Raw genomic sequence first — 19,840 nt, 5'->3', positions numbered from 1 at the left:
TCCTCAAACTCGCCAAGCGCTGGAAGCCAAAGGGAAAGCGCCCCAATTGATCAAGGTGGGGTCAAAGCAACGCTTACGAATTTCATCATTTGCTTTGCAAAGGATACCTTGATTTCGACCAACAGGGGCGAGGTAAGGGTCCAAGACCCTCGCGTGGGCGACCGTGTTGTGACCCGAGACAATGGCTTTCAAGAAATACGCTGGATAGGATCAAAACGCCTGACCCGGACCGAAGTCTTGGTGCAACCTGAATTGCGCCCGATTGTGGTCAAGGCAGGATCCTTGTCCCATGGCTTGCCTGAAAGGGATCTGTCGCTCTCACCCAACCACAGGCTATTGCTGGCTGGAGCCGAAGCAAATCTACTGTTCGGCGAGCCGGAAGTTCTGGCCGCTGCAAAGTACCTTGTTGGAATGGATGGCGTCACCCAGAGTGCGCCAGCGGATGTCGAATACTTCCATATTCTGTTCGATCATCATGAAGTCATTTTGTCCAATGGTGCATGGACGGAAAGCTTTCAACCTGGTGACTATGCATTGGATGGTTTGGGCAAAGAACAAAGGCAGGAAATTCACGTCCTGTTCCCTGAGCTTTCTGAAGAAGGTATGCCCGCACCATATGCCAGTGCCCGTGTCGTCTTGAAAAAGCACGAAGCCCTGGCATTTAAACAGGCGTGACGATCTCGTAGGCTCTTCACAATTCTGCATTTGTGGGCTCTAGTTAGCGGTTCAGGCCATCGCCTTGCCCGAATTTGGCTGGAGTCGTCATTGAGGCCGTCTCAGCACTTGCAGCTTGTGTTGTGAGTGCGACGATTGGTGTTGTTGTAGCTATTCTTGACCGTTTTTACCGGCTCTGCGGATCGACGCACAGCGGACTAAACCGGACTTGTGCGGTTGCGGCTATTGCTGACGCAGCATTGCTTTGCGAGCGCAGCAAGGTTCCTGCTGCAACGCAGCGCGTTTCGCCGAAGCGGTCATTGAACGCAGCATGGATTGGCGATCCGAAACGTTATTTTCGCCGCAGCCGGATCGGACAACCAAGGAGCGGGACGAAGTGAGCTTTCGCTACGATGGCACGAATGACTGCTTACGGCAGGTAGTACCTAACTCAACAGCGCATCACTTGTGTATTCCTTAGAATGACCAAGTGCCATAATCATACGAAGTCAACAAAGCCAAAGGACCCGTGATCTCCTTCGTAACCGTTACTACCCGCATGGTCGTTGTTAGCTCCTTTAGCTCCCTTTCCAGGCGCGCCGCCTGTTCCTGGTTGCAAGAAAATCCGAGGTTCAGACACTATTTGTTTGGCTACAACATAAAGGTGGCCGCCATCCCCTCCCGGAGATCCACCACCGCCACCACCGCAGTCATTTCGAGTTTGCATTTTAGCATCCTTACCTGCACGCCCATTTGAGCCTCTTAGATCAATTCCCCCTTGCTTGCCGTTAAATTCTCCATCTGGACAATAAATACAAATCATGCCTCCATGGCTCCCGGAATTTATTCGTCCTCCGTCTCCACCGGGGTAGATTTGCTGACCGGCTATAAATCCATTGGCGTCTTCACCGTTTACGCGTCCGTTATTAAAAGAACGGGCGCCACCTCCACCACCTCCGCCGTATTCATTTGTACCTTGGGCACCTCTGCCACCTCTCACCGGCCCAGAAAGTCCATTTACGGCACCATTACCACCGAAGCCGCCGAGACTAGTTCTGGGATGCTTGAAGAGCAATTTTTCTCCATTCGGCAGGTTTATTGTTCGTCCTGTTTCCGAAGCGACGCATTGCCTATAAACAATAGAACCTCTGATGGTTACATTGCCTGAAACAATCAATAGTAGCCAGTTCCTAGACCTCGGCGGAACGATAAGCTGGCCACCACTTTCTACATAAATTTCTGAAAACCTACGTCGGCGAGCAGTGATTTCTTTTGATTCTCCTGATCTAATGATCAATTTTGGATCAGCCATTCATTTCTTCCCAGCCTATATTTCTTCCAACGGTTATCACAAAGGCCTCCCACCAAAAAGAGCCTTGGATAGTTACGGTCAGTTCGATTGGGAGCTGCACAAACGGGCCTAAGGATTACCCGCAGCATCCGGCACTTTGGGCTCGATGCTGCCGTCCGCTGTGCATCGCTCCAAGGTCACCCCGCAGCCCCGAAGCGGACATTTGTTTTGCACACCTTTTGACCGGTCAGAAGTTTCGTTCGAAGGACTGATTTGCGGAACAGTCATTTTCATACTGTGTTTATTGGTTTTCGTCCGGGAGCCGCAAAAGACCCGTCAATGGCGTAGTCATGATGCCGCATGCATCATCTGTATCGCCTTCACGCGTGATAAGTTGTTCAACTTCGTCGTCTGATCTTTCACCCACGGATACTACATCCCCGATCCAACCACAGGCGGCACAAGCAGGGCGCTCAAAAATCACTGTTGGATTATCAGGGTCCAAACCCTCGATGGGCGTCAGGTTGCCTGACTCACAATCGGGGCATTGATCGGGCACTCCTCTGAGTTGCCGCATTACGATGCTCGTTGCCATACCAAGTGCGTAAGAGACTGTCGTATTGGCAACCTCAGCGTCGATCCACGTCCCTGATTGAGAGTGGGTCAACCAATTCACGTAAGCCCAAGCCTCTTTCAAGGCCAACTTGAGAATTCGTCTTCGTTCTTTGTTTGCGGGGCTTGGGAGCATTTCGTCACAGATCAGATCAACCCAACCGACAAAGTTTGACCGTTGCAGGTCATTGTCCGGCCACTCTAAGGCATCTTGGGTTGCGTGAATGAAGGCCAGCAGGTTCTCACGACATCTGACACCGATCGCTCTATATGCGCCCGCGTCATTGGCTTGTGATAGGGCGTCTTCGCAGTCTGATATGGCCTGTAGAACATCGCCAAAAAGGCGAACTCTGGCGACATCGAGCCCGCGCTTTTCACTTCTCGGAATGCGGAGACAAAGCCCCATATGAAACGTCAATGCCAAGTCCATGTTGGGAAACTGTTCTTGTGAATAGAGATTTGTGGGGTTGGTGATAATCCACCACCTGCCGTCGCTAGCATGGAGGTCCCAAACATGATGGGTGTTGCCAATCACTGACTCAGCATAGACTTTCTGGGCGAATGTGACAGACGCGTTCTTCGACTGCGACAGATAGTAGTCGATTACAGCTCTTTTCTCTTCTTCGGTGAACTTCAGCATTTGTGGACCCAACATGATTCAAGGAGATTGAAGATTGCGCATTTTCAAGAGTCGGGGATACCCGATAGAGGCCAGAGTAGTCATTGAATCATCGCATGGGACTGCTGTTTTGGGCTCGCCGCCGACATAAGCTGCAAACAGCATCAGGAACTGCGGCCAGCCCGAAGCAGCCGTCGGAGATGAGTGCAGCATTTGTCAGAACGGGCTCTTCCAAGCCATTCGCCGCGCATTCAATGAAAGGCAGCTATGTCGGAATTGGAGCGTTGAGGTCGCATTTTGCAGCGGGTAGAAACCGTGCCAAGATCACAACTTTATCTGCCCCAAAAATCCAATCCCGGTCTGAAGAATATCCGAGAGATCTTCAGCCCTGACGACTTTGCGTTGAACCAGGTCTTCTGCTGACTGCGTCATCGTGCGGGCAATTAGGTTCGGGTTCGAGCAGCTGTCGGAGAAAATCTGTTTGACGACATTCACCCAATCAAGCGGCGGCACGCTTAGGAACCGGTCCCGCACGTGCTGATCAAAGACAAGATATTCGCGCAGGGCGACGCGGCCTTTGCCGTCGACCGTTTTGACCAGGCGCTGCCAGATGATCAGATTGAGCGATGTCATCAGATCGAAGGATCGCGCCTCTTGTTCCTCGGGCGGGAACAGAAATGCCATCCGCCGTAGTGCCTCGGCGATGGATCCTGCATGGGTCGTGGTGTTGACCAGATGTCCTGTCAGACAGGCCTCGATACAGGCCTCCATGCTTTCTCGGTCGCGGCTTTCACCAACATTGATCACAGCAGGAGCCCGGCGCATAGCGGCACGCACCCCTTCGGCGAAGGTCGGGATGTTCCGTCCCACACCGATTTCCGACTGGCTGATGAAGGAGGCGACATCGGCCGCATCCGTGTTGATGTCCCGAAACGTGTATTCAATCGGAGCCTGCAGATCGACAATCTTGCGGGACCGTGATCTGTTTTCCAGATGACACCTGGTCATCGCCGCCATGGTGGTCGACTTGCCATGCCCGGTCGCACCGGCGACGACGATAATCCCGCTCGCCGGTTCCAAACGATCCCGAAGCTCTACCTCCAGCCCGACATCATCCAAGGTCGGAGTCGTATCAGGCAGGGCGCGCAAAGTGATCTGCACCCCGTTGGTCCCGAAGCGCTGTTCGCCGGTGGCATTCACCCGGAACCTCTGACTGCGTTTGCGGTCGATCTTCTTTTCATAGGAGAAATCCAACGGCCGTCCCGCGCTGACCAGGCTCATCGCATCATTGGCCGACCAGAGATGGGCAAGCATCGCCTGGACCTCCGTGATCAGAAGTCGGCGCTTGGTCGCGAGTTTCTGATCGCCATGCATCTGCACGCGCATCCGAAGATCGGCACTGATGTTGATATCCGACGCCCCCTTCATGGCCGCACCAACCAAAAAATGATCAAAGGCGGACAGATCGCTGTCGAAGCGATTGGGTTCATCCTTCAGGATGGTGACATCTGCTGCGCTCGGGTCTGCCGGTTCAAGATCGATCCGCTCCAGATCGATCATTTGGTCACCGCATAACGCCTCTGCAAAGGCTTCCACTGGCTTGGATCACGCACGAATTGCGCGGAGCTCACAATGCGCACCCGCCGCTCACCGATAAAGAGCTCTTCGCCTTCGCCAGCGGACCGACGTTCACTGGACTGGATGACCAACTCCCGAACCAGACCGGCCTGCACCATGCGCCGATACTCAACCATGCCGAGATAATCGCGCTTCAGACGAGAGAAGTTCAGCGCAAGCGCCTCGTCCGCCTGCTCCACACCGGCCTGCCAGCCTTCTGCGGCAAAGCGGTTGAACACCTGCTTCTCTTCTTTGTTTTGGGGCAGGAAGTCATCATCGGGTTCGCTTGCCTCTTCGAGCGGAATGACAAGATAGTCGCGCCAGGTGGGCACGATGGTTACAATACGGCCCGGAATCTCGAGACGGTAGAATTCATCGGCTGCCACCGCGGACTGTCCGCTCTCATCCACATTGATGGCAGCCGTGGCGCGGCTCACAACGGGTGGGAGGATATATCCCGTCTCTCGTGGCGCGCTGTAGGCAACACGGTTGAAGTCGAAGGTGCGGGACAGCTTACCGCTGTCCTGCTCGAGTTGCCGCATGACTTCCCAGACCCGATGCTGATACCCCGCCTGCGCAGAATAGGAGACGGCGGCCTCGCGCAAGAGATCGTAGCGCTCCTCGTCGACAGACGTCTCGTAATTACCGCGTCGTGTCCGCGCGCTGAACTCCGCAAAATCCGCAGGCGGCCGGTTGGAACGGTACTGGTCCGGCCCGCCGACAAGGACCGGATCGGGTTCGACGAACTCCGACTCTGCGGGCTTCAGGGTCTGACAACCGGTCAGAACAACAACCGCCAAGAGCGGCACGAGAGATTTGGCCGAAATGCGCATCATATTTCCGTATCCTCGATATGGGGCACGGGGCTGCGCTCGGGCCGCTTGTAAACAATCGTCATGGTCGTGGTGCGCTGATCGACCACCAAAGAGGCCCGGTCCTTGCCTTGGAAAAATGCCTCGCGCAGTGCGCCCATGGAGGGCAGATCACGCTGAACCAATGTGATCAGAATCGGTGCGCCGGGTTTCTCGCCTTGGGCGATGACCCGGTAACCGGTTTCCAAAGCCATCTTGGACACGAAATCTTCAATCGGGCCGGTAAACTGAGAATGCACAACATTCATCAGGCGCTCGTCCGTCACATAGTCCGGGTTCTTGAGGGTTGTGCTGCCGGTTGCGTAGGGTTCCAGAACATCATTATAGAGCCCCGCATCCGCAATCTCGCGGTCCACGACGGATGTTTCGGCATCAATCAGTGCTGATAGGCTTGTCGTCGCAGGCGGCTTGGTGACCGTGCAGGCTGCGCAGATCAGAACACCAAGAGTCGCTAATATGGTCTGGGCCAATCGCATGCAAGTCCCCACGTTCAATCTTCTGTTTTGTGAATTGTTTCAAATCACTGGTGCTTTTATATCGTTATATATAACGATATGTCATCATGTAAAATGATGATCTCACAGGAGAACGTGATGCCAGAACAACAGTTCGACGCCATTGCGCAGAAATTGGCCGATCTCACTGACCTGCCCGAGACCAGCTTTGCCTTGCGTGCTTATCTCAAGGCGGCAACTGATCGGGATATTGTTGATGTCATGAATGAAATCGATCTACTGGCGCGTATCGTGGCTGAACACGCGCCAGAGAAAAGGGAGCCTTAGCTCCCAATCCTTTTAACCGGAATGCCTAACTTGCGGGCTTTGTCGACGAGGTTCTCGTGAATACCGGAGCCGGGGCAGGCGATGATGCCTTTGGGCATGGTCTTCAAGAGCAGGTCGTTGCGCTTGAAGGGGGCTGCCGCGTTGTGTGACTTCCAATCGGGACGGAAGACCACTTGGGTGACGCCTCGGTTCTCTGCCCAGAGGCTTGCGATATATTCGGCTCCGTTCGGTGTGCCGCCATGGAGCAGAATCATGTCGGGATATTTCTCTTTCGAGCCGTCGAGGATGGACCAGATCGCATCGTAATCCTGATAGTCGCCGCCTGTGAAGGCGATGCGGGTGCCGTCGGGACAGTGGATTTCGTTCTTCTTGCGTTTTTCGGCGGAAAGGAAGTTGCGGCTGTCGACCACCGAGGCTGTGAGGTTCTTGTGTGAGACCCGGGATCCTGATCTTGGCATCCAGATCGATCCGGTCTCTGAGTGAAAATGGGCGGCAGACGCGTCCCGCATCGCTTCATAGGCGTCCCGGTGCTCGACCAGTTTTTGTCCGCGGTCGATCTTGCGTTCCAATTCCAGGCTTTTGACTTCTGATCCGTCCTGACATTTCACCAGATCGCGTTGTTCGCATTCATTCTCATCGAGCTGGCGCTCCAGTCGCGTGAGGCGACGATGAAAGATGTTGGTGAGAGACCAGAGCATCTCTTGCAGGTCCTCTTCGAGCTGTGTGTCGGCAAGAAGCATCTGGCTCGCTTCGACCATGGCGCAGATGGCGGTCTCGGTCTGGTCCTCTTGTGGCAGAGGGCGATGATCGATCTCGTCTTCGGGTGGTGTCGCGCCGTAGAGGGCAAGAGCGTTCAGAACATCATCTGTGGGGCTTGAGGTGGGCGTGAAGGTGGAAGTCTGTAAGGTCATGGTCTGGTCCTTTTTGAAGGCTTTGGGTTGCGTCCTGATCCGATTTGGATGGGGCGATGAAAGGACCGTCAGCAGCCCGGCCGCACCCGGAAGGGCCGTAGCGCAGCGAAGGACGGGCAGGGCGCGGAAATTTGCCTCGCGAGGAATGGGCGCGAAGCGCACAGGGGAAATTTACGGGACCTGGCCGTTGCGGGTGGGATGAGGGCGCCTCTGCGCCCGACCTGTCGGTCCATCGACCCGGACATCCAAACGGAACAGGGCGTCAAAGCCGGTGCCAAAAGGCCAGCGCGTGATCGCTGCTTCTTTCCGGCACATCCTCACGAAGGCCAGAGATCGTGTTCGGTGACCTGTTCTTTGATGAGCGCTGCCAGCCGTCGACGCAGTACCGTCACGCCATCTACGCTGAGGTCCAGATTGAAGTCGTCTCGCTCCGGGGTCAGGACGAACGGCTCGATCCCGTCCTCATCGGCACGATCTGCAAGGCGGGATGCGGCACGCTCACCGGCTTCGCCATTGTCGCGCGCGATCCAGAGGCGCTTGATCGAGGACGGATAATTGAACGCCGCGAGATGGTTTGCTGTCAGGCAGGAGGCCAAAGCCGCCCTTGGAAGCGCCGTGCCGACGGACAAGGTGTTCTCGAGCCCCTCGCCGGCGAGGAGATCGGTGCATCCCTTCCAGTTCCCGAACCGGATTGCGTTGCCATGAAGGCGTCCCAGCACACGTTTCGGGGCCTCGATGTCGGCCAGACCGCCTGTCTTCGCATCAAGAAAGATGCGCGAACATCCTGTGACCTTGCCCGCATTGTCCGTGATGGCTGCGAGGAGCGCCGGGATTTCGCGCCGCGTGCCATCCTCGGCTCTGAGATAGACCGATGAATGAAACGCCAGGGCCGGTCCGAACCGCGCTATACCGCGACCGCGCAGATAGGCGTCAGCCAGGGTGCCCGTGATCGGCTTGCCATAGGAAAACAATCGGCGTCCCGCCGCCGTCTGACGATTGGAGGCCACGGCCGGAGGTTCAACGCGCGGCTCGTTCTCTGCTATCACCGGTGCGTCGCCGAGATAGTCTGCGGCCTGCCGCAAGAGATCGGGGTAAGCCACAGGCTCGAGGTGATGCTTGAGCAGATCGAGCAGATCACCATGATCCCCCGTGGCATTGTCGGTCCACTTTCCGGCTTTCTTTCCACCGTGGGATTGCAAGCGCACGACAAGACTACGTCCCTTCGCCCCCGAGACGTCCGCCATCTGCCAGTAATTGCCGACACGTCGGCCCTCGGGAAACCAGTGCCGACAGAAGGCTTCTGCGTGACGGGCGAGACCGTTTGAGATCGCGCCCGCATCCAGCTGTTCGAACTTTTTTGCACTCTGGGTCATGCCGCAATCCTTTCCTTGTCTCCCGCCGCAGTGGTCTTGTGACGGGCCAATAGCTGGTCGACGACTTTGGTGTCGGCGCTCGGTACGAACAACCGTGTCGCCCAGGATATGATCTCGGTGAAACATCCCATCGCTTTGTAGCTGTCCAGAGCGGCGACATTGTAACCGACGAGTTCGAGCCGGTATTCGCTCATCACCCGCGACCGGCGCAGGGTCAGACCGCCCGCGAGCGGCAGGCTTTGCCCGCGTTTGAGGACTGCGTCGAAGACCTCCTCGGCGGTGAGCTCCACTGAGCATTCTAGCCCGAGGGCCGCATAGACATTGGCCAATTGATCCTGTGTCACCATCCGTCCGATGGCGCGTTCTCCGTCTTCGGTCTGCAAACGATAGATGCGCATATTGTCGGTGGGCAGGCGGTCCCAGATTGGCAGCAAGAGACCCGAGATGAGCGTCAGTTTCGAGACCGAGGTTTCTGGCACCGCATCGACCTCCTTGGTCCAGGCCCGTTCAAACTCGAAATCCGTCACTTCCTCCCAATGGGATGCGGGCAGCTCCAACTCCAACATCCGATCGGTTACCATGGGGCGCAGCAACTCGACCCGCGCAATCGGTTCGCCTTCCTCGGTCATCAGGCTCGACATGGGAACCAAGATAGCAGCCCGTTCAGATTTACGGTTGAGCATGAGCCGCCCATGGCCACCCCGCGCGTAGAATTCTTTGACCTTCTCGAGCGTTAGCGGGTGATTGCGATCCGTGCGCTCTACCGTCAGGGCGGTTGCCTTCGCAGCTGTCGCCGCATGTTCAAAGATCGTCTTGCGGTCGATAATCTCGAACTTCTCGGCGCGCAGGGTTTCCAATCCGACCTCATAAGTGCCAGCTGCGATCGCATCGTCGATGATGGCTTCCAGCAAACAGCCAAAGCACTCAAAGATCGCGTCCTGCATGTCGATGGTCAGCGCCAGGCAGCGGTTGAGAAATTGCTGGATCGACGGCAACTGCTCTTTCAGCGTGCCGTCACTGTCCATGAGCGACAGACCCGTCATTTCTTCGAACCGTGTCTGCGAACAGGCAGAAATCCTTCCCTTGGTCAGGTCCCAGAAGAAGTTGCGCAGGGCCTTGCGGGCATAGGCGCTTTCCAGATTGTCCTCGGCACGGAACATATTTTGACCGCCGGTCTCGCGCTGACCCTTGGTGATCGCACCGAGCGTGTCGAGCCGCCGCGCAATCGTCGACAGAAACCGCTTCTCGCCTTTGACGTTCGTGGCGCAGGGCCGGAACAAGGGCGGCTGTGCCTGATTGGTCCGGTTGGTGCGGCCGAGCCCCTGGATGGCATTGTCGGCGCGCCAGCCCGGCTCCAGCAGGTAGTGCACCCGCAGTCTCTGGTTCTTCGCGCCAAGGTCGGCGTGATAGGACCGGCCCGTGCCCCCGGCATCGGAGAAGATCAGAATGCGTTTGTCATCGTCCATGAAGGCCTGGGTTTCGCCGATATTCGATGAGCCTGGCCGGTTCTCGACGGTCAGGCGCTGATCGCGCGTGCGGATAATGCGCCGCGACCGACCCGTGACCTCGGCAACCTTGTCTTTGCCAAAATGCCAGAGGATCTGATCGAGCGCGCCTTGCACCGGGGCCAGTGCGCCGAGCCGTTCGACCATGGCATCGCGTTTGCGTGCAGCCTCGCGGCATTCAATCGGGTTGCCGTCCGCATCCATGGCTGGGCGGGATTTGAGGTTGCCGTCTTCATCGGTGTAGGGCTCGAAGAGCTGTGTCGGGAAGGAATGCATCAGATAGTCGAGCACATATTCGCGCGGGGTGATGTCCACATGCAGATCATGCCATTCCGAGGCGGGGATTTGCGCCAGCCGTCGTTCCATCAGGGCCTCGCTGGTCGAGACGATCTGCACCACAGCCGATGACCCGGCCTCCAAATCGCGCTCGATGGATTTGATCACGGTGGGGCATTTCATGGCGGTGATGAGGTGGTTGAAGAAGCGCTGCTTGTTCGATTCAAAGGCCGAGCGCGCCGCGGACTTCGCCTGCACGTTCAGCGTACCACCTTCCGCCGTAATGCCGGAGGCCTCCAGGGCCGCTTCGAGATTGGTATGGATCACCTGAAACGCTTCGGCGTAGCTGTCATAGATGTCGCGCTGTGCGGGTGTCAGATCATGGACCAGCATCTCATACTCGACGCCTTCGTAAGACAAGGACCGCGCCAGATAGAGTCCAAGGGCTTTGAGATCACGCGAGATGATCTCCATCGCCGCGATGCCGCCCGCCTCCATATCCGCGATGAACTGTTCGCGCGTGGCAAAGGGTGAATCGCCGGTCGACCAAAGACCCAAACGGGACGCATAGGCCAGATTGCCGACGATCGTCGCACCTGTGGCCGAGACATAGAGCACGCGCGCATCGGGCAGGCGGTTTTGCAGTTTCAGACCGGCGAGACCCTGTTGCGAGGCCTGCTTGTCACCCCGCCCGCCTTCCTTGCCTTTCTCACCCGCCGCATTGGCCATGGCATGCGCCTCATCAAAGGCAATCACACCATCATAGTCTTTGCCGAGCCAGGCCGTGACCTGATCAAGCCGGGAGGCTTTCAGGATATCACCATGTTGCCGCTCGGCCGTGCGCAGCGTCGCGTAGGTGACAAACAGGATGCCTTGGTCAAGGCGAATATCTGAGCCTTGCTTGAAGCGCGACAGCGGTACGATGTCGGAGGCACGCCCGCCAATCGCGGTCCAGTCCCGAATGGCGTCTTCGATCAGCTTGTCGGATTTGGAGACCCAGACCGCGCGTTTGCGGCCCCGCAGCCAATTGTCGAGGATGATGCCCGCGACCTGTCGGCCCTTGCCGCAGCCCGTGCCGTCGCCGAGAAACCAGCCCTTCCTCAGGTGAAACCCGTCTTCGGCATCGGCTTCGCAGGCGACAAGCCGTTTATCCTCTTCGTCATGGCGGAACCAGCTCGAGAGGTGCTGTTCATGAGCTTCACCCGCATAGATGATGCTTTCGAGCTGGGCGTCTGACAGCGCCCCATCCGTGATCAGCGATGTATGGATTTTGGGCCGGTAAGAAGGAAGAGGCGGTGCGACCGAAGCCATGGCAGCCGATTGCACGAGCGCGGTCGGATGGGGATGTGCACCCTCGATGGCAATCGACTGCACCTCATAGCCTTCATAAAGTGCTTCGGTCAGCCGCGTGGACTTTTCCGCCCAGGCTTTGGGTAGATAGGCGATCTCACCCGCTTCCATCAGATCGAAGGGATGACGCGCCTTTTCGGCTGCGACGGCGCGAACCTCGCTGCGCGCCTGATCGCGCAATGATGTGATTGATGGGGCAGGGGTCGGCATCAGACTTGGAGCCAAATTTTGCAATGATGTCACCAGCCGGGACGGACAATGAGCCTGAACGCATTCCAGCAATGCCTGCGAACTTTCGGCCTGGTCGTGATAGACCTCAGCCAAATCGGGCGTCAGGCCAGCTCGTTTGTCGATGACTGTCAGGCGGGTCTCAGTGGTCGTGCCGTGGCGGGCATAGACGCGGCCTGCGATCGGGGCGGAAAAACGGATCGAGGCGATCTCGCCTATACGCTCGAAGGCAGATCGAAAGGCATTATGCGACGGGGCGAAATTTGCACCGGACACAACCACCAGACGCCCATCGGACCGAAGCCGGTCAAGCGCGGCGAGCACATGCTGACCCATGGCCGCTTTGTAGCGACCCTCGACGCCCGGGGCGGCCGAGAACGGTGGGTTCATGAGGATGAGGCTGGGTGCAACCGAAGGTTCCAGACGGTCATCAATCGATGCGGCATCATGGCGTGTCACCGCGCTTCCCGGAAACAGAAGAGACAGCAGCTCTGAGCGCGTTTCGTCGATTTCGTTGAGATGCAGCTGGGCGTCCGCCAGTTTTGCGTAGATCGCAAGAAGCCCGGTGCCGGCGGAGGGTTCCAGCACGACATCGTCGGCGCGCAGCTGGGCAGCCTCGGCGACGATCGCCGCCAGGGGCAGGGGCGTTGAGAATTGCTGCAGCTTTTGAGAGGTCTCGCTGCGTCTTGTGTGTGAAAGTGCGAAGCCCGCGACCTTCTCCAACATGGCAATGAACTTGGCCGGTGTCGCGCATTGGCGGCGCATCAGCGCGCCATATTTTTGCAGCAGCAGGATCTGGGCGCATTCGCCCGCCTCATAGGCGTCTTTCCAGACCCAGGCGCCAACGGCATCGGTGCCGCCGAACGCGGTCACCATCGCAGTGCGGACGATGGTCTGGTCGAGGGGTTTGCCTTGTTCAAAATGGGGAAGGAGCTGGGTCGCGGCGGCCAGCAAAGCGGCCGCGCGTGACGGCGCAGCCGGAGCGGGTGTTGAAACATGCATCATGGAAAGTCTCCGAGGTTGAAGGGTTGCCGCCCATCCCCCGCGAGAACTCTCTCTGATACCGGGGAGGGCTTGCCCTTCCCCAAAACCCTCCTCTCCCTTTCCGGTCCGATCCGGCCCCAACTTGAGCGAGATAGCAAAAGCGCGCATGCTCGCTCTTATTTCAGAGGGGAATACTGATGCGCGTTGCTGCCTTTAATGTTGAAAACCTGTTTGACCGGATCAAAGCCTTTAACGACGAAGACCCGGAAACCCATAAGGACGTGTTGAACGCTCATGCGGCACTGAACAAACTGTTCGAAAAGCCGGTCTATTCTGCTGCCGACAAGAAGAAGATGCTCGCGCTGATGGAACAGCTGGGTATCTTGAAGGACGATGAGGGCCCGTTCGTCTGGCTGCGAAAGATCAGAGGCAAGATCGTCGTGCGCCCGAAAAAGAGTGGGCCGGTTCGCATTGAGGCAAACGGCCGGGATGATTGGGTCGGCTGGGTTGAGTTGAAGACCGCGCGGGTCGAAGAGGAGGCCATCACCATGACGGCCCGGATGATCCGCGACATGGACGCCGACATCATGGCGCTCGTCGAGATTGAAAGCCGGCCGGTGCTGACAGAATTCCATGACTACATCTACGAGCCGCTTGCCGCCAACAGCTATCGCCATCTGATGGTGATCGACGGCAATGACAGGCGCGGCATCGATGTGGGTATCATGGCGCGCAAGGGGTTCTCGATTCCGTCCATGCGCAGCCACGTCGATGAGACATTCAAGGGAAAGACAGTGTTCTCGCGCGACTGCCCGGAATACATCATCGAGACGCCCGGTGGGAACAGGATCGCGGTGCTGCCGAACCATTTCAAATCCAAATATGGCGGCAACCACAAACCGTCGCGGGACAAGCGCGAGGCCCAGGCAACATTCGTGGCAAAATATTATCGCCGTCTGCTGAAGGAAGGGATCGAGAACATCATCGTACTGGGCGATTTGAACGACACGCCTGACAGCAATGAACTGAATCCGCTGCTCAAGACCTCGCTGAAAGAGATCACCGATCACCCCAAGTTCACTGAATTCGAATTCAATGCCAAGACAAAGGATCGCGGGATCGGCACGTTTGAGACCGGTGCCGACAAGAAGAAGATCGACTATATCCTCCAGTCACCGGCGCTTTGGAAAAAGGTGAAACTCGGCGGCATCTTCCGCAAAGGGGTGTGGACCGCCTCCCGCCGGTGGGAGATGTATCCGGAACTGACCAAGCCGCTTTACGGCGCATCGGATCACCACGGTCTTTGGGTCGATCTCGATATCGACTGATCTCTCAAGAAGACGCCGGTTCTCATCGCGTTGACGGCGCTCATAATTCGCAAAGGGGATGTGTGTGTGGTTAATCCCTTGTGATTGAACGACGGCCTGCGCACGCTTTCAGCGCCTCAACGATGCGAATGAATGTGTGACGGCTCATGGTGCCATAGACAAATTGTTTGCCGGGTGCTGATGGGACCAGATCATATCCCGGCCAGTCGAAGGAATTGATGTCGCGGAGATTGACCCAGTGGTCACCGGAATCGAGGCCCATCTGCCTGCACTCGGCAGACGTGAGTTTCAACCGGTAGGGCGCTTCGGTGGGACTTGGCGGCGCATGGCTGATGGCAAGCAGGCTGACACGAGTCTGAAGCTCTTTTCTGACGACAAGAATGATGGCTGACGGATGCGGTTTGTTGGCATTCTCCATGCCGACGTCTGCCTGCTCTCGAAACAGGAAGTCATAGCCGACAACGAGACCCGGTCGCGGCTCTGGGAGAGCCATCGATCAGACCGGGTCCTCATAGGCGGCGACCGCGTCATCCAGGGCCTCGAAAAATGCCTCATCGGCATCTTCGATGCGCAACAACTCCCGCTTGCGACGGCGGAGAAGCTCAAGCTCCTCCATGACCGCCGGGGAGATGAACGCCCCCACCATGCGCTTATGGCTGCAGACGGCGATCACGCCGTGCTCGCGGACATCTTCCCTCATTTGTGGGAAGTTCCGTGCAAACTGTGTCGCCTGTACTTCAACAGTGCTCATGTCATAGATCTCCGTATTCCGTGTAAAATACACAAAACGCGCATTTTTGCAAGTGATTTCGGTAACCCGTGTTGACCGCGCCCGCAGGTTGGCAGCAAGGTCCACGATCTCATAGGCATCTGGGGCCCTTGCGCTTCACCACACCCGGGCCTGCGTTCGGCAGTGTCATGAGCCTATGGTGCCATAGGCGCTAGACTCAATGTCTGTGATAAGGTCACTCGGGAGTTCATCGATCCGATGCGATTTCGTCTCGCGCCCTTTGAGCGCGAGATAGTGTTGATATTTTTGTTCAGACAGGAACGCACCGGCGGGACATCCATTGCTTGAGATCGGTACCGAGCCTCTTGCAGTCGCCGCTTTGCTATAACGCCGGAGGTTCCGGCAGAACTCACTGGCCGATATCGATTTCATTATTTGAGTATCCGTCTTGGTCAAGTCGGATTTGGCGTCCATGTTCTGTCGGCTTTGACCAAGGCGTTTGCAAGTTCAATGAGCTTTCGCATTATTGCTGTGAGCGCGACCTTTTTGGGCTTACCCTGCTTGAGCATGGCGATGTATTTGTCGCGCATGTCGGGGTTGTGTTTGGTCGCGACGAGGGCGGGCATATAGAGAGCGTCGCGCAACGATTTTCGTCCGCCTTGTATGCGGGCTTTGCCTTGCCACTTTCCTGATTGCTGGGTCATTGGCGCCAACCCCGTCAGGCTTGCAGCTTTCTTCTTACGAAGCGTGCCGATTTCAGGCATCTCGATCAGAATGGTCGATGCGGCCACTTCACCGATGCCAGGGATTGATCGTAGAATGGCGTTGGCCCTGGCGCGGGCGGGACAGGCCCGCAATCCTTCGTTGATGGCGTGCTGCAAGGCTTGCAATTGGCGCGTCAGTTGGTCGATCTGCGCTTTCGTTTGCCGCTTGATGAGAGCAAGAGTTTGCGTCTTCAAGCGGTTTATCAGACGGGTGCGGTCCTTGATAAGCGCGCCCCTGGCACTGAATAACTCTCTGAGATCAAACTGTTCCCCATCAACGGGCTGATCTGGTTCCAAAGACAAGGCGCGACCAAAGCTTGCAAGCATGCGCGCATCCACAGCATCTGTCTTAGCTCTCGTTCCGCAGGCCTGAGCGAACCGACGCGCCTGTAAAGGGTTGACCTTCACAAAAGGGGGCTTCCCGGAAAACGCACGCTCGAAACTTCGGTGATATGGACCGGTCGCCTCGAAAACGACGCGGGCAGGCACATCGCGGCCCAGCCATGCCACCAGTGCACGGAAACCACCAGGCGCGTTGGGAAAGGTCGCGGTTCCACCGTCGCTCAACCGATGCGCATCAAGAAAGTGCTTCGAAATATCAATGCCTATGTTATCGTCCGTCATCATCGTCATGTCCTATGCTTGTCATGCAAACTCGTAGGTTTGCGTATCCGTTCAGGCCTCATGCGAAGACGGCGGCTGATCGTACTCAAAAACGGTCCATCACGACCAAGCCCAAAGCGATCCAGCCGCCACCATTGCCCAACAAAAACGCCATGCCGGGCGACGGCTCAATCCTTGCAGATCGATACGGAAATCATAAGACAAGCCCAAACATGCCTCACTTTACGGTTCCTGGCCAATATACATGCATCTTGCGCGATCATGAACTCTCGTTCTGCAAGCCTTCGACCTCGATCCGGCCGTTGCCGATCTGAACGGTGATCACCTTGTCGCTGCGCCGCAGCCAGTGGAGCTCGCGATCAATGACACGGGTGATCGCGTTGATCTGAACTTCGAGGCTGGTTTCGAGCAGATCGATGGCGAGGTCTTCCGCCTCATCGCGGAACCATTGTTGCTGCTGGTCGTAGGACCCCGCTTCACTGTCGTCAGATGGATTGAACAGAGCGCGCTCCAGAAAATCAACAAGATCGGCAGCGGTTGCCTTCGATGATTTGGTCACGGTAATATCGACATCGTCCAGCCCCCAATCATCTTCGCCGAGGATCAGCCAGTCGGTGCTCAGAACCCACTTTTCGGTGTGGGCACCATCGATCAAGCTGCAATGGATTTCCAAATGATCCGGTCGCTCGGCGAGCGTGTGCCGCTTGCCGGGTTCGACACAGACCGTATCGGTATCGTCGATGACGCGATATCCCGTGACTGACACCCGCGCCAATTGATCATACCAGTCATAGCCTTCGAACCCGGACTGCGGATCGTAGAGCCTGGTCGGGGCGTGCTGATGAGAGATCGCCCAAGCGAGGTTCTGTTCTTCGATTGCACCACCTTCGGAATCGAGGATCACATCGTCTTCTGTGATGGTTTCAACCTTGCCGTAGCCGTTCTGATCACTGTCGGCATGGCTCGGTTCAAACACCCGGAGCAGCATCGCAGCAGGCGGCAGATTGATGCCCAGCTCCGCCGCGCGTTTGAAGTTCTCAAACGAGAGTGAATGCGGTCCTGCCGCCTTGACCAGATTAAAGTAGATCTTGGTGATACGGGCGCGCAGCTCCTCCATGAAGGCGTTTTCGACGATCTCCTTGCGGGCGGGCAGAACCAGTTTCAGATCGGCGCAGTGCATGACGTCGAGACGCGCATAGTACGATCGGTCAAACACCTGAGACAGGCTCGGCAAACGGCCATGCAGGGTGACGCCGTGGAAATTGACGGTCTCATTGTTGCGGAAACCGGTTGGCCCGCGCTCGTAGATGCCGATGCGGATGCCGTTCCACTCTTCGATATGCTCGGCTGTCGCGAGGAAGTCTTTGCGCTCAACCGTGACGCCGTCGACCATGACGTCGAGCGGCAGATAGCGCGCCGCATGGTTGGCCGCCGCGACATAGTTCTCATTGGGTTTGGCGGCGATCAGGATCGTCGTGCCATTATGGTTCGCAGGCCCGTCGGTGCAGGTGATCGGTTGCGTGCCGCCAAAGCTGTCAGGCTCGGCATCAATCTTCCAGGACTGCGATGTGTGCTGCTTCTGGGCGATGATGCGCACACGGCGTCCTGCCAAGGAGAAGAACCCCATGCCGGCGGCGTCTTCATCGGATTGGACGTCGGGGTTCCATGCGCTTTGTCCCAGTGTGAACAGGTTTCTGGGGTCGCTCAGACCGGGGCCATTGTCGATCAGACAGATAACCGGACCGAGATTGGGCATATCGATCTGGCTGACCGAGATCTGCGTCGCTCCGGCGCGGCGCGCGTTCTGAAACAGCTCGGCGAAGATATCGTCGAGGGTCGCGTTGAAGAGACGCGAGACCTTCGAGATCGCGTCTTCAGCGACGCAGGCGTGGAAAGTTGTCGGAATATTCATGGAAAGGCTCCTTGGAAGAGGGGTGACGCCTTCCCGGAAACTCTCTCTATTACGGGGAAGGCTTGCCCTTCCCCCACCAGCCTCTTGCTCTTTGCGGCCCAAACGCCGCCAGGCAGCGCGACGGCGTCAATTCACCGTGGCTTTGGCTTCAGCCAGACAATAGCCATCATAGTCACCCAGAAACCCCCAACAGGATGCGATTTCGTCTTCATCTTTTTCGACGACGAAGCCATAGCAATTGCCGGTCAGGTAATGGTCATAGGTCTGAACCTCCTGGCGCAGATGATCGGCGATCTTGCCGCGCAGCTTTTGCGAAACACGGGTGACGCTGTACTCTTTGCGGATGTCGGCCAGCGTCACATAGATGTAGCCGACCTGTCCGGAATCCCAAGGGCAATGAAACCCCGTCGTGTTCATGGTGATGCCGCTGTGATCATAGAGGTAGAGCGGCAGGATGACGGCGCGTTTTTCCGCCCGCGTGAACAGACCGTTCATCGAGAGCGCGGTGTCGCTGTCGAGATCACACAATTCAATCAGCAGATCGCGCGGATCGTCGTGGTCGTGACTGTCTCCGAGATTGTAGCGGCGATGCCAGCACGCCAATTTGCCGAGATTGTCGTAATCGCGCGGGCTTTCAGGGTCGGGATCATGGATAATCTTGATGGTGTGGTCGCGGTAGGTCTCTTGGTGGATGGGGGTCTCCATCGTTGTTCTCCTTGAAAGGGATGTAAGAAACGAAAAAGGCCCGCCGTGATGGGCGAGCCTTGCCGGATGAGTTGCGTGCGGGTCGGGGTCAGGCAGCGGCGCTTGCGGCTTTTTTCGCCTCTTGCGCTTCGAACTCTTCCTTGCTCAGAAGGTTGAAGTAGAGGTTCTCCGTCGCTTTTTTGAAACCGGGCGGCTTGCGCGGGGCAAGGCAGCGGACGGACGCGCTGCAGCCCTCACCATGTTCCATCGCGAAACGCGTGACCTGGCCGACCAGATCGTCCATGCCGGCGGCGGTGATCTCCTTGCTCGGATAGGTGCCGCCAAAGATGTCGTATTTGGTGACGACGAAGCCGCCATCCTTGTGGGCGGGGTAGAGCGTGACTTTGTAATCGCAGGGTTTCGCCATGGTCTTGGTCTCCGTGACGGGCGGGACCGGACCATCCGGCCCCATGGAAAACCCGTCAGCAGAAAAGGACCGCCCTCGAGCATGAGGACGGTCAGAGAGTGGCTACGCGGTGGAGGTCGGTCAGTATTCCGAGGGAAACAGCAGGGTCAGGACACGGCGCGTGCGTGTGGGATCGGTCGGAGCTTCCGAGCCGTATTCATAGTTCTCGTCATAGAGATCGTGTGTGGATGCCCCCGGTTTAGCAAGACAATCTTCTGACGTTTCTGGCCTGCGTGATCGGTACCGGTCGTGTGTCAG

18 protein-coding genes are annotated in these 19,840 nt (G+C 57.3%); 3 read left to right on the top strand and 15 right to left on the bottom strand.

Annotation, left to right across the window (positions count from 1 at the left end):
* Positions 1-675: Hint domain-containing protein (locus tag Q1A75_RS20970; RefSeq protein WP_299592806.1), on the top strand; the 675-nt coding region annotated here is incomplete at its 5' end.
* 478 nt (positions 676-1,153) lie between these two features.
* On the opposite strand, the gene Q1A75_RS20965 is transcribed toward Q1A75_RS20970, so the two are convergent.
* The 5 genes from Q1A75_RS20965 to Q1A75_RS20945 all read right to left on the bottom strand — a co-directional run bounded on the left by Q1A75_RS20965 (position 1,154) and on the right by Q1A75_RS20945 (position 6,141).
* Entirely contained in the window at positions 1,154-1,966 is an 813-nt protein-coding gene (locus Q1A75_RS20965) for a hypothetical protein (protein WP_299592808.1), read from the bottom strand.
* 280 nt (positions 1,967-2,246) lie between these two features.
* Complete coding sequence (locus tag Q1A75_RS20960; protein WP_299592810.1) at positions 2,247-3,197, bottom strand: hypothetical protein; 951 nt, start codon at positions 3,195-3,197, stop codon at positions 2,247-2,249.
* 303 nt (positions 3,198-3,500) lie between these two features.
* Positions 3,501-4,736, bottom strand: coding sequence for an ATPase, T2SS/T4P/T4SS family (locus Q1A75_RS20955; RefSeq protein WP_299592812.1), 1,236 nt, complete (start codon positions 4,734-4,736; stop codon positions 3,501-3,503).
* A complete protein-coding gene (locus tag Q1A75_RS20950) occupies positions 4,733-5,629 on the bottom strand; it encodes a type IV secretory system conjugative DNA transfer family protein (protein WP_299592814.1) in 897 nt (298 codons plus the stop codon). Before Q1A75_RS20950 ends, Q1A75_RS20955 begins: the two co-directional genes overlap by 4 nt.
* On the bottom strand, positions 5,626-6,141 hold the full coding sequence (locus tag Q1A75_RS20945; RefSeq protein ID WP_299592817.1) for a DotD/TraH family lipoprotein: 516 nt from the start codon (positions 6,139-6,141) through the stop codon (positions 5,626-5,628). The genes Q1A75_RS20950 and Q1A75_RS20945 overlap by 4 nt, the downstream gene beginning before the upstream one ends.
* Positions 6,142-6,258: 117 nt before the next feature.
* On the opposite strand from Q1A75_RS20945, the gene Q1A75_RS20940 reads away from it, so the two are divergent.
* A complete protein-coding gene (locus Q1A75_RS20940) occupies positions 6,259-6,447 on the top strand; it encodes a hypothetical protein (protein ID WP_299592819.1) in 189 nt (62 codons plus the stop codon).
* On the opposite strand, the gene Q1A75_RS20935 is transcribed toward Q1A75_RS20940, so the two are convergent.
* From Q1A75_RS20935 to Q1A75_RS20925, 3 genes are all read right to left on the bottom strand, one after another.
* Positions 6,444-7,358, bottom strand: a complete 915-nt coding sequence (locus Q1A75_RS20935) for a DUF2493 domain-containing protein (RefSeq protein ID WP_299592821.1) — start codon at positions 7,356-7,358, stop codon at positions 6,444-6,446. The genes Q1A75_RS20940 and Q1A75_RS20935 overlap by 4 nt on opposite strands.
* A 317-nt stretch (positions 7,359-7,675) precedes the next feature.
* Complete coding sequence (locus Q1A75_RS20930; RefSeq protein WP_299592823.1) at positions 7,676-8,731, bottom strand: toprim domain-containing protein; 1,056 nt, start codon at positions 8,729-8,731, stop codon at positions 7,676-7,678.
* On the bottom strand, positions 8,728-13,095 hold the full coding sequence (locus Q1A75_RS20925; RefSeq protein WP_299592825.1) for a strawberry notch-like NTP hydrolase domain-containing protein: 4,368 nt from the start codon (positions 13,093-13,095) through the stop codon (positions 8,728-8,730). The genes Q1A75_RS20930 and Q1A75_RS20925 overlap by 4 nt, the downstream gene beginning before the upstream one ends.
* A gap of 176 nt (positions 13,096-13,271) precedes the next feature.
* Here Q1A75_RS20925 and Q1A75_RS20920 point away from each other — a divergent pair, with 176 nt between their 5' ends.
* Complete coding sequence (locus Q1A75_RS20920; RefSeq protein WP_299592827.1) at positions 13,272-14,402, top strand: endonuclease/exonuclease/phosphatase family protein; 1,131 nt, start codon at positions 13,272-13,274, stop codon at positions 14,400-14,402.
* Between the two features lie 70 nt (positions 14,403-14,472).
* Here the strand turns inward: Q1A75_RS20920 and Q1A75_RS20915 are convergent, their stop codons facing one another.
* The 7 genes from Q1A75_RS20915 to Q1A75_RS20885 form a co-directional block, all read right to left on the bottom strand.
* Positions 14,473-14,895 carry a hypothetical protein gene (locus Q1A75_RS20915; protein ID WP_299592829.1) on the bottom strand — a complete coding sequence of 141 codons (423 nt, stop codon included), beginning with the start codon at positions 14,893-14,895 and terminating at the stop codon, positions 14,473-14,475.
* Positions 14,896-14,898: 3 nt separating this feature from the next.
* A complete protein-coding gene (locus Q1A75_RS20910; protein ID WP_299592831.1) occupies positions 14,899-15,153 on the bottom strand; it encodes a hypothetical protein in 255 nt (84 codons plus the stop codon).
* A gap of 431 nt (positions 15,154-15,584) precedes the next feature.
* Positions 15,585-16,529 carry an IS110 family transposase gene (locus tag Q1A75_RS20905; protein WP_299641075.1) on the bottom strand — a complete coding sequence of 315 codons (945 nt, stop codon included), beginning with the start codon at positions 16,527-16,529 and terminating at the stop codon, positions 15,585-15,587.
* A gap of 250 nt (positions 16,530-16,779) precedes the next feature.
* Positions 16,780-18,432: a hypothetical protein gene (locus Q1A75_RS20900; RefSeq protein WP_299592835.1), complete on the bottom strand. Its 1,653-nt coding sequence runs from the start codon at positions 18,430-18,432 to the stop codon at positions 16,780-16,782.
* Positions 18,433-18,558: 126 nt separating this feature from the next.
* Positions 18,559-19,137: a hypothetical protein gene (locus Q1A75_RS20895; RefSeq protein ID WP_299592837.1), complete on the bottom strand. Its 579-nt coding sequence runs from the start codon at positions 19,135-19,137 to the stop codon at positions 18,559-18,561.
* 88 nt (positions 19,138-19,225) lie between these two features.
* On the bottom strand, positions 19,226-19,588 hold the full coding sequence (locus Q1A75_RS20890) for a hypothetical protein (protein WP_299641072.1): 363 nt from the start codon (positions 19,586-19,588) through the stop codon (positions 19,226-19,228).
* Positions 19,589-19,663: 75 nt separating this feature from the next.
* Positions 19,664-19,840 (bottom strand): DUF3768 domain-containing protein, encoded by a 177-nt coding sequence (locus tag Q1A75_RS20885; RefSeq protein WP_299592841.1) that lies wholly within the window; start codon positions 19,838-19,840, stop codon positions 19,664-19,666.

It is taken from the genome of uncultured Tateyamaria sp. (genome assembly GCF_947504105.1).
GTDB lineage: Bacteria > Pseudomonadota > Alphaproteobacteria > Rhodobacterales > Rhodobacteraceae > Tateyamaria.
This window is presented reverse-complemented; position numbering and strand designations above follow the sequence as displayed.

Excerpts from the sequence above, each read along its gene's own strand:
- Q1A75_RS20965 (WP_299592808.1), bottom strand. The coding sequence starts at position 1,966 with ATGGCTGATCCAAAATTGATCATTAGATCAGGAGAATCAAAAGAAATC.
- Q1A75_RS20960 (WP_299592810.1), bottom strand. The coding sequence starts at position 3,197 with ATGCTGAAGTTCACCGAAGAAGAGAAAAGAGCTGTAATCGACTACTAT.
- Q1A75_RS20955 (WP_299592812.1), bottom strand. The coding sequence starts at position 4,736 with ATGATCGATCTGGAGCGGATCGATCTTGAACCGGCAGACCCGAGCGCA.
- Q1A75_RS20950 (WP_299592814.1), bottom strand. The coding sequence starts at position 5,629 with ATGATGCGCATTTCGGCCAAATCTCTCGTGCCGCTCTTGGCGGTTGTT.
- Q1A75_RS20945 (WP_299592817.1), bottom strand. The coding sequence starts at position 6,141 with ATGCGATTGGCCCAGACCATATTAGCGACTCTTGGTGTTCTGATCTGC.
- Q1A75_RS20940 (WP_299592819.1), top strand. The coding sequence starts at position 6,259 with ATGCCAGAACAACAGTTCGACGCCATTGCGCAGAAATTGGCCGATCTC.
- Q1A75_RS20935 (WP_299592821.1), bottom strand. The coding sequence starts at position 7,358 with ATGACCTTACAGACTTCCACCTTCACGCCCACCTCAAGCCCCACAGAT.
- Q1A75_RS20930 (WP_299592823.1), bottom strand. The coding sequence starts at position 8,731 with ATGACCCAGAGTGCAAAAAAGTTCGAACAGCTGGATGCGGGCGCGATC.
- Q1A75_RS20925 (WP_299592825.1), bottom strand. The coding sequence starts at position 13,095 with ATGATGCATGTTTCAACACCCGCTCCGGCTGCGCCGTCACGCGCGGCC.
- Q1A75_RS20920 (WP_299592827.1), top strand. The coding sequence starts at position 13,272 with ATGCGCGTTGCTGCCTTTAATGTTGAAAACCTGTTTGACCGGATCAAA.
- Q1A75_RS20915 (WP_299592829.1), bottom strand. The coding sequence starts at position 14,895 with ATGGCTCTCCCAGAGCCGCGACCGGGTCTCGTTGTCGGCTATGACTTC.
- Q1A75_RS20910 (WP_299592831.1), bottom strand. The coding sequence starts at position 15,153 with ATGAGCACTGTTGAAGTACAGGCGACACAGTTTGCACGGAACTTCCCA.
- Q1A75_RS20905 (WP_299641075.1), bottom strand. The coding sequence starts at position 16,529 with ATGACGATGATGACGGACGATAACATAGGCATTGATATTTCGAAGCAC.
- Q1A75_RS20900 (WP_299592835.1), bottom strand. The coding sequence starts at position 18,432 with ATGAATATTCCGACAACTTTCCACGCCTGCGTCGCTGAAGACGCGATC.
- Q1A75_RS20895 (WP_299592837.1), bottom strand. The coding sequence starts at position 19,137 with ATGGAGACCCCCATCCACCAAGAGACCTACCGCGACCACACCATCAAG.
- Q1A75_RS20890 (WP_299641072.1), bottom strand. The coding sequence starts at position 19,588 with ATGGGGCCGGATGGTCCGGTCCCGCCCGTCACGGAGACCAAGACCATG.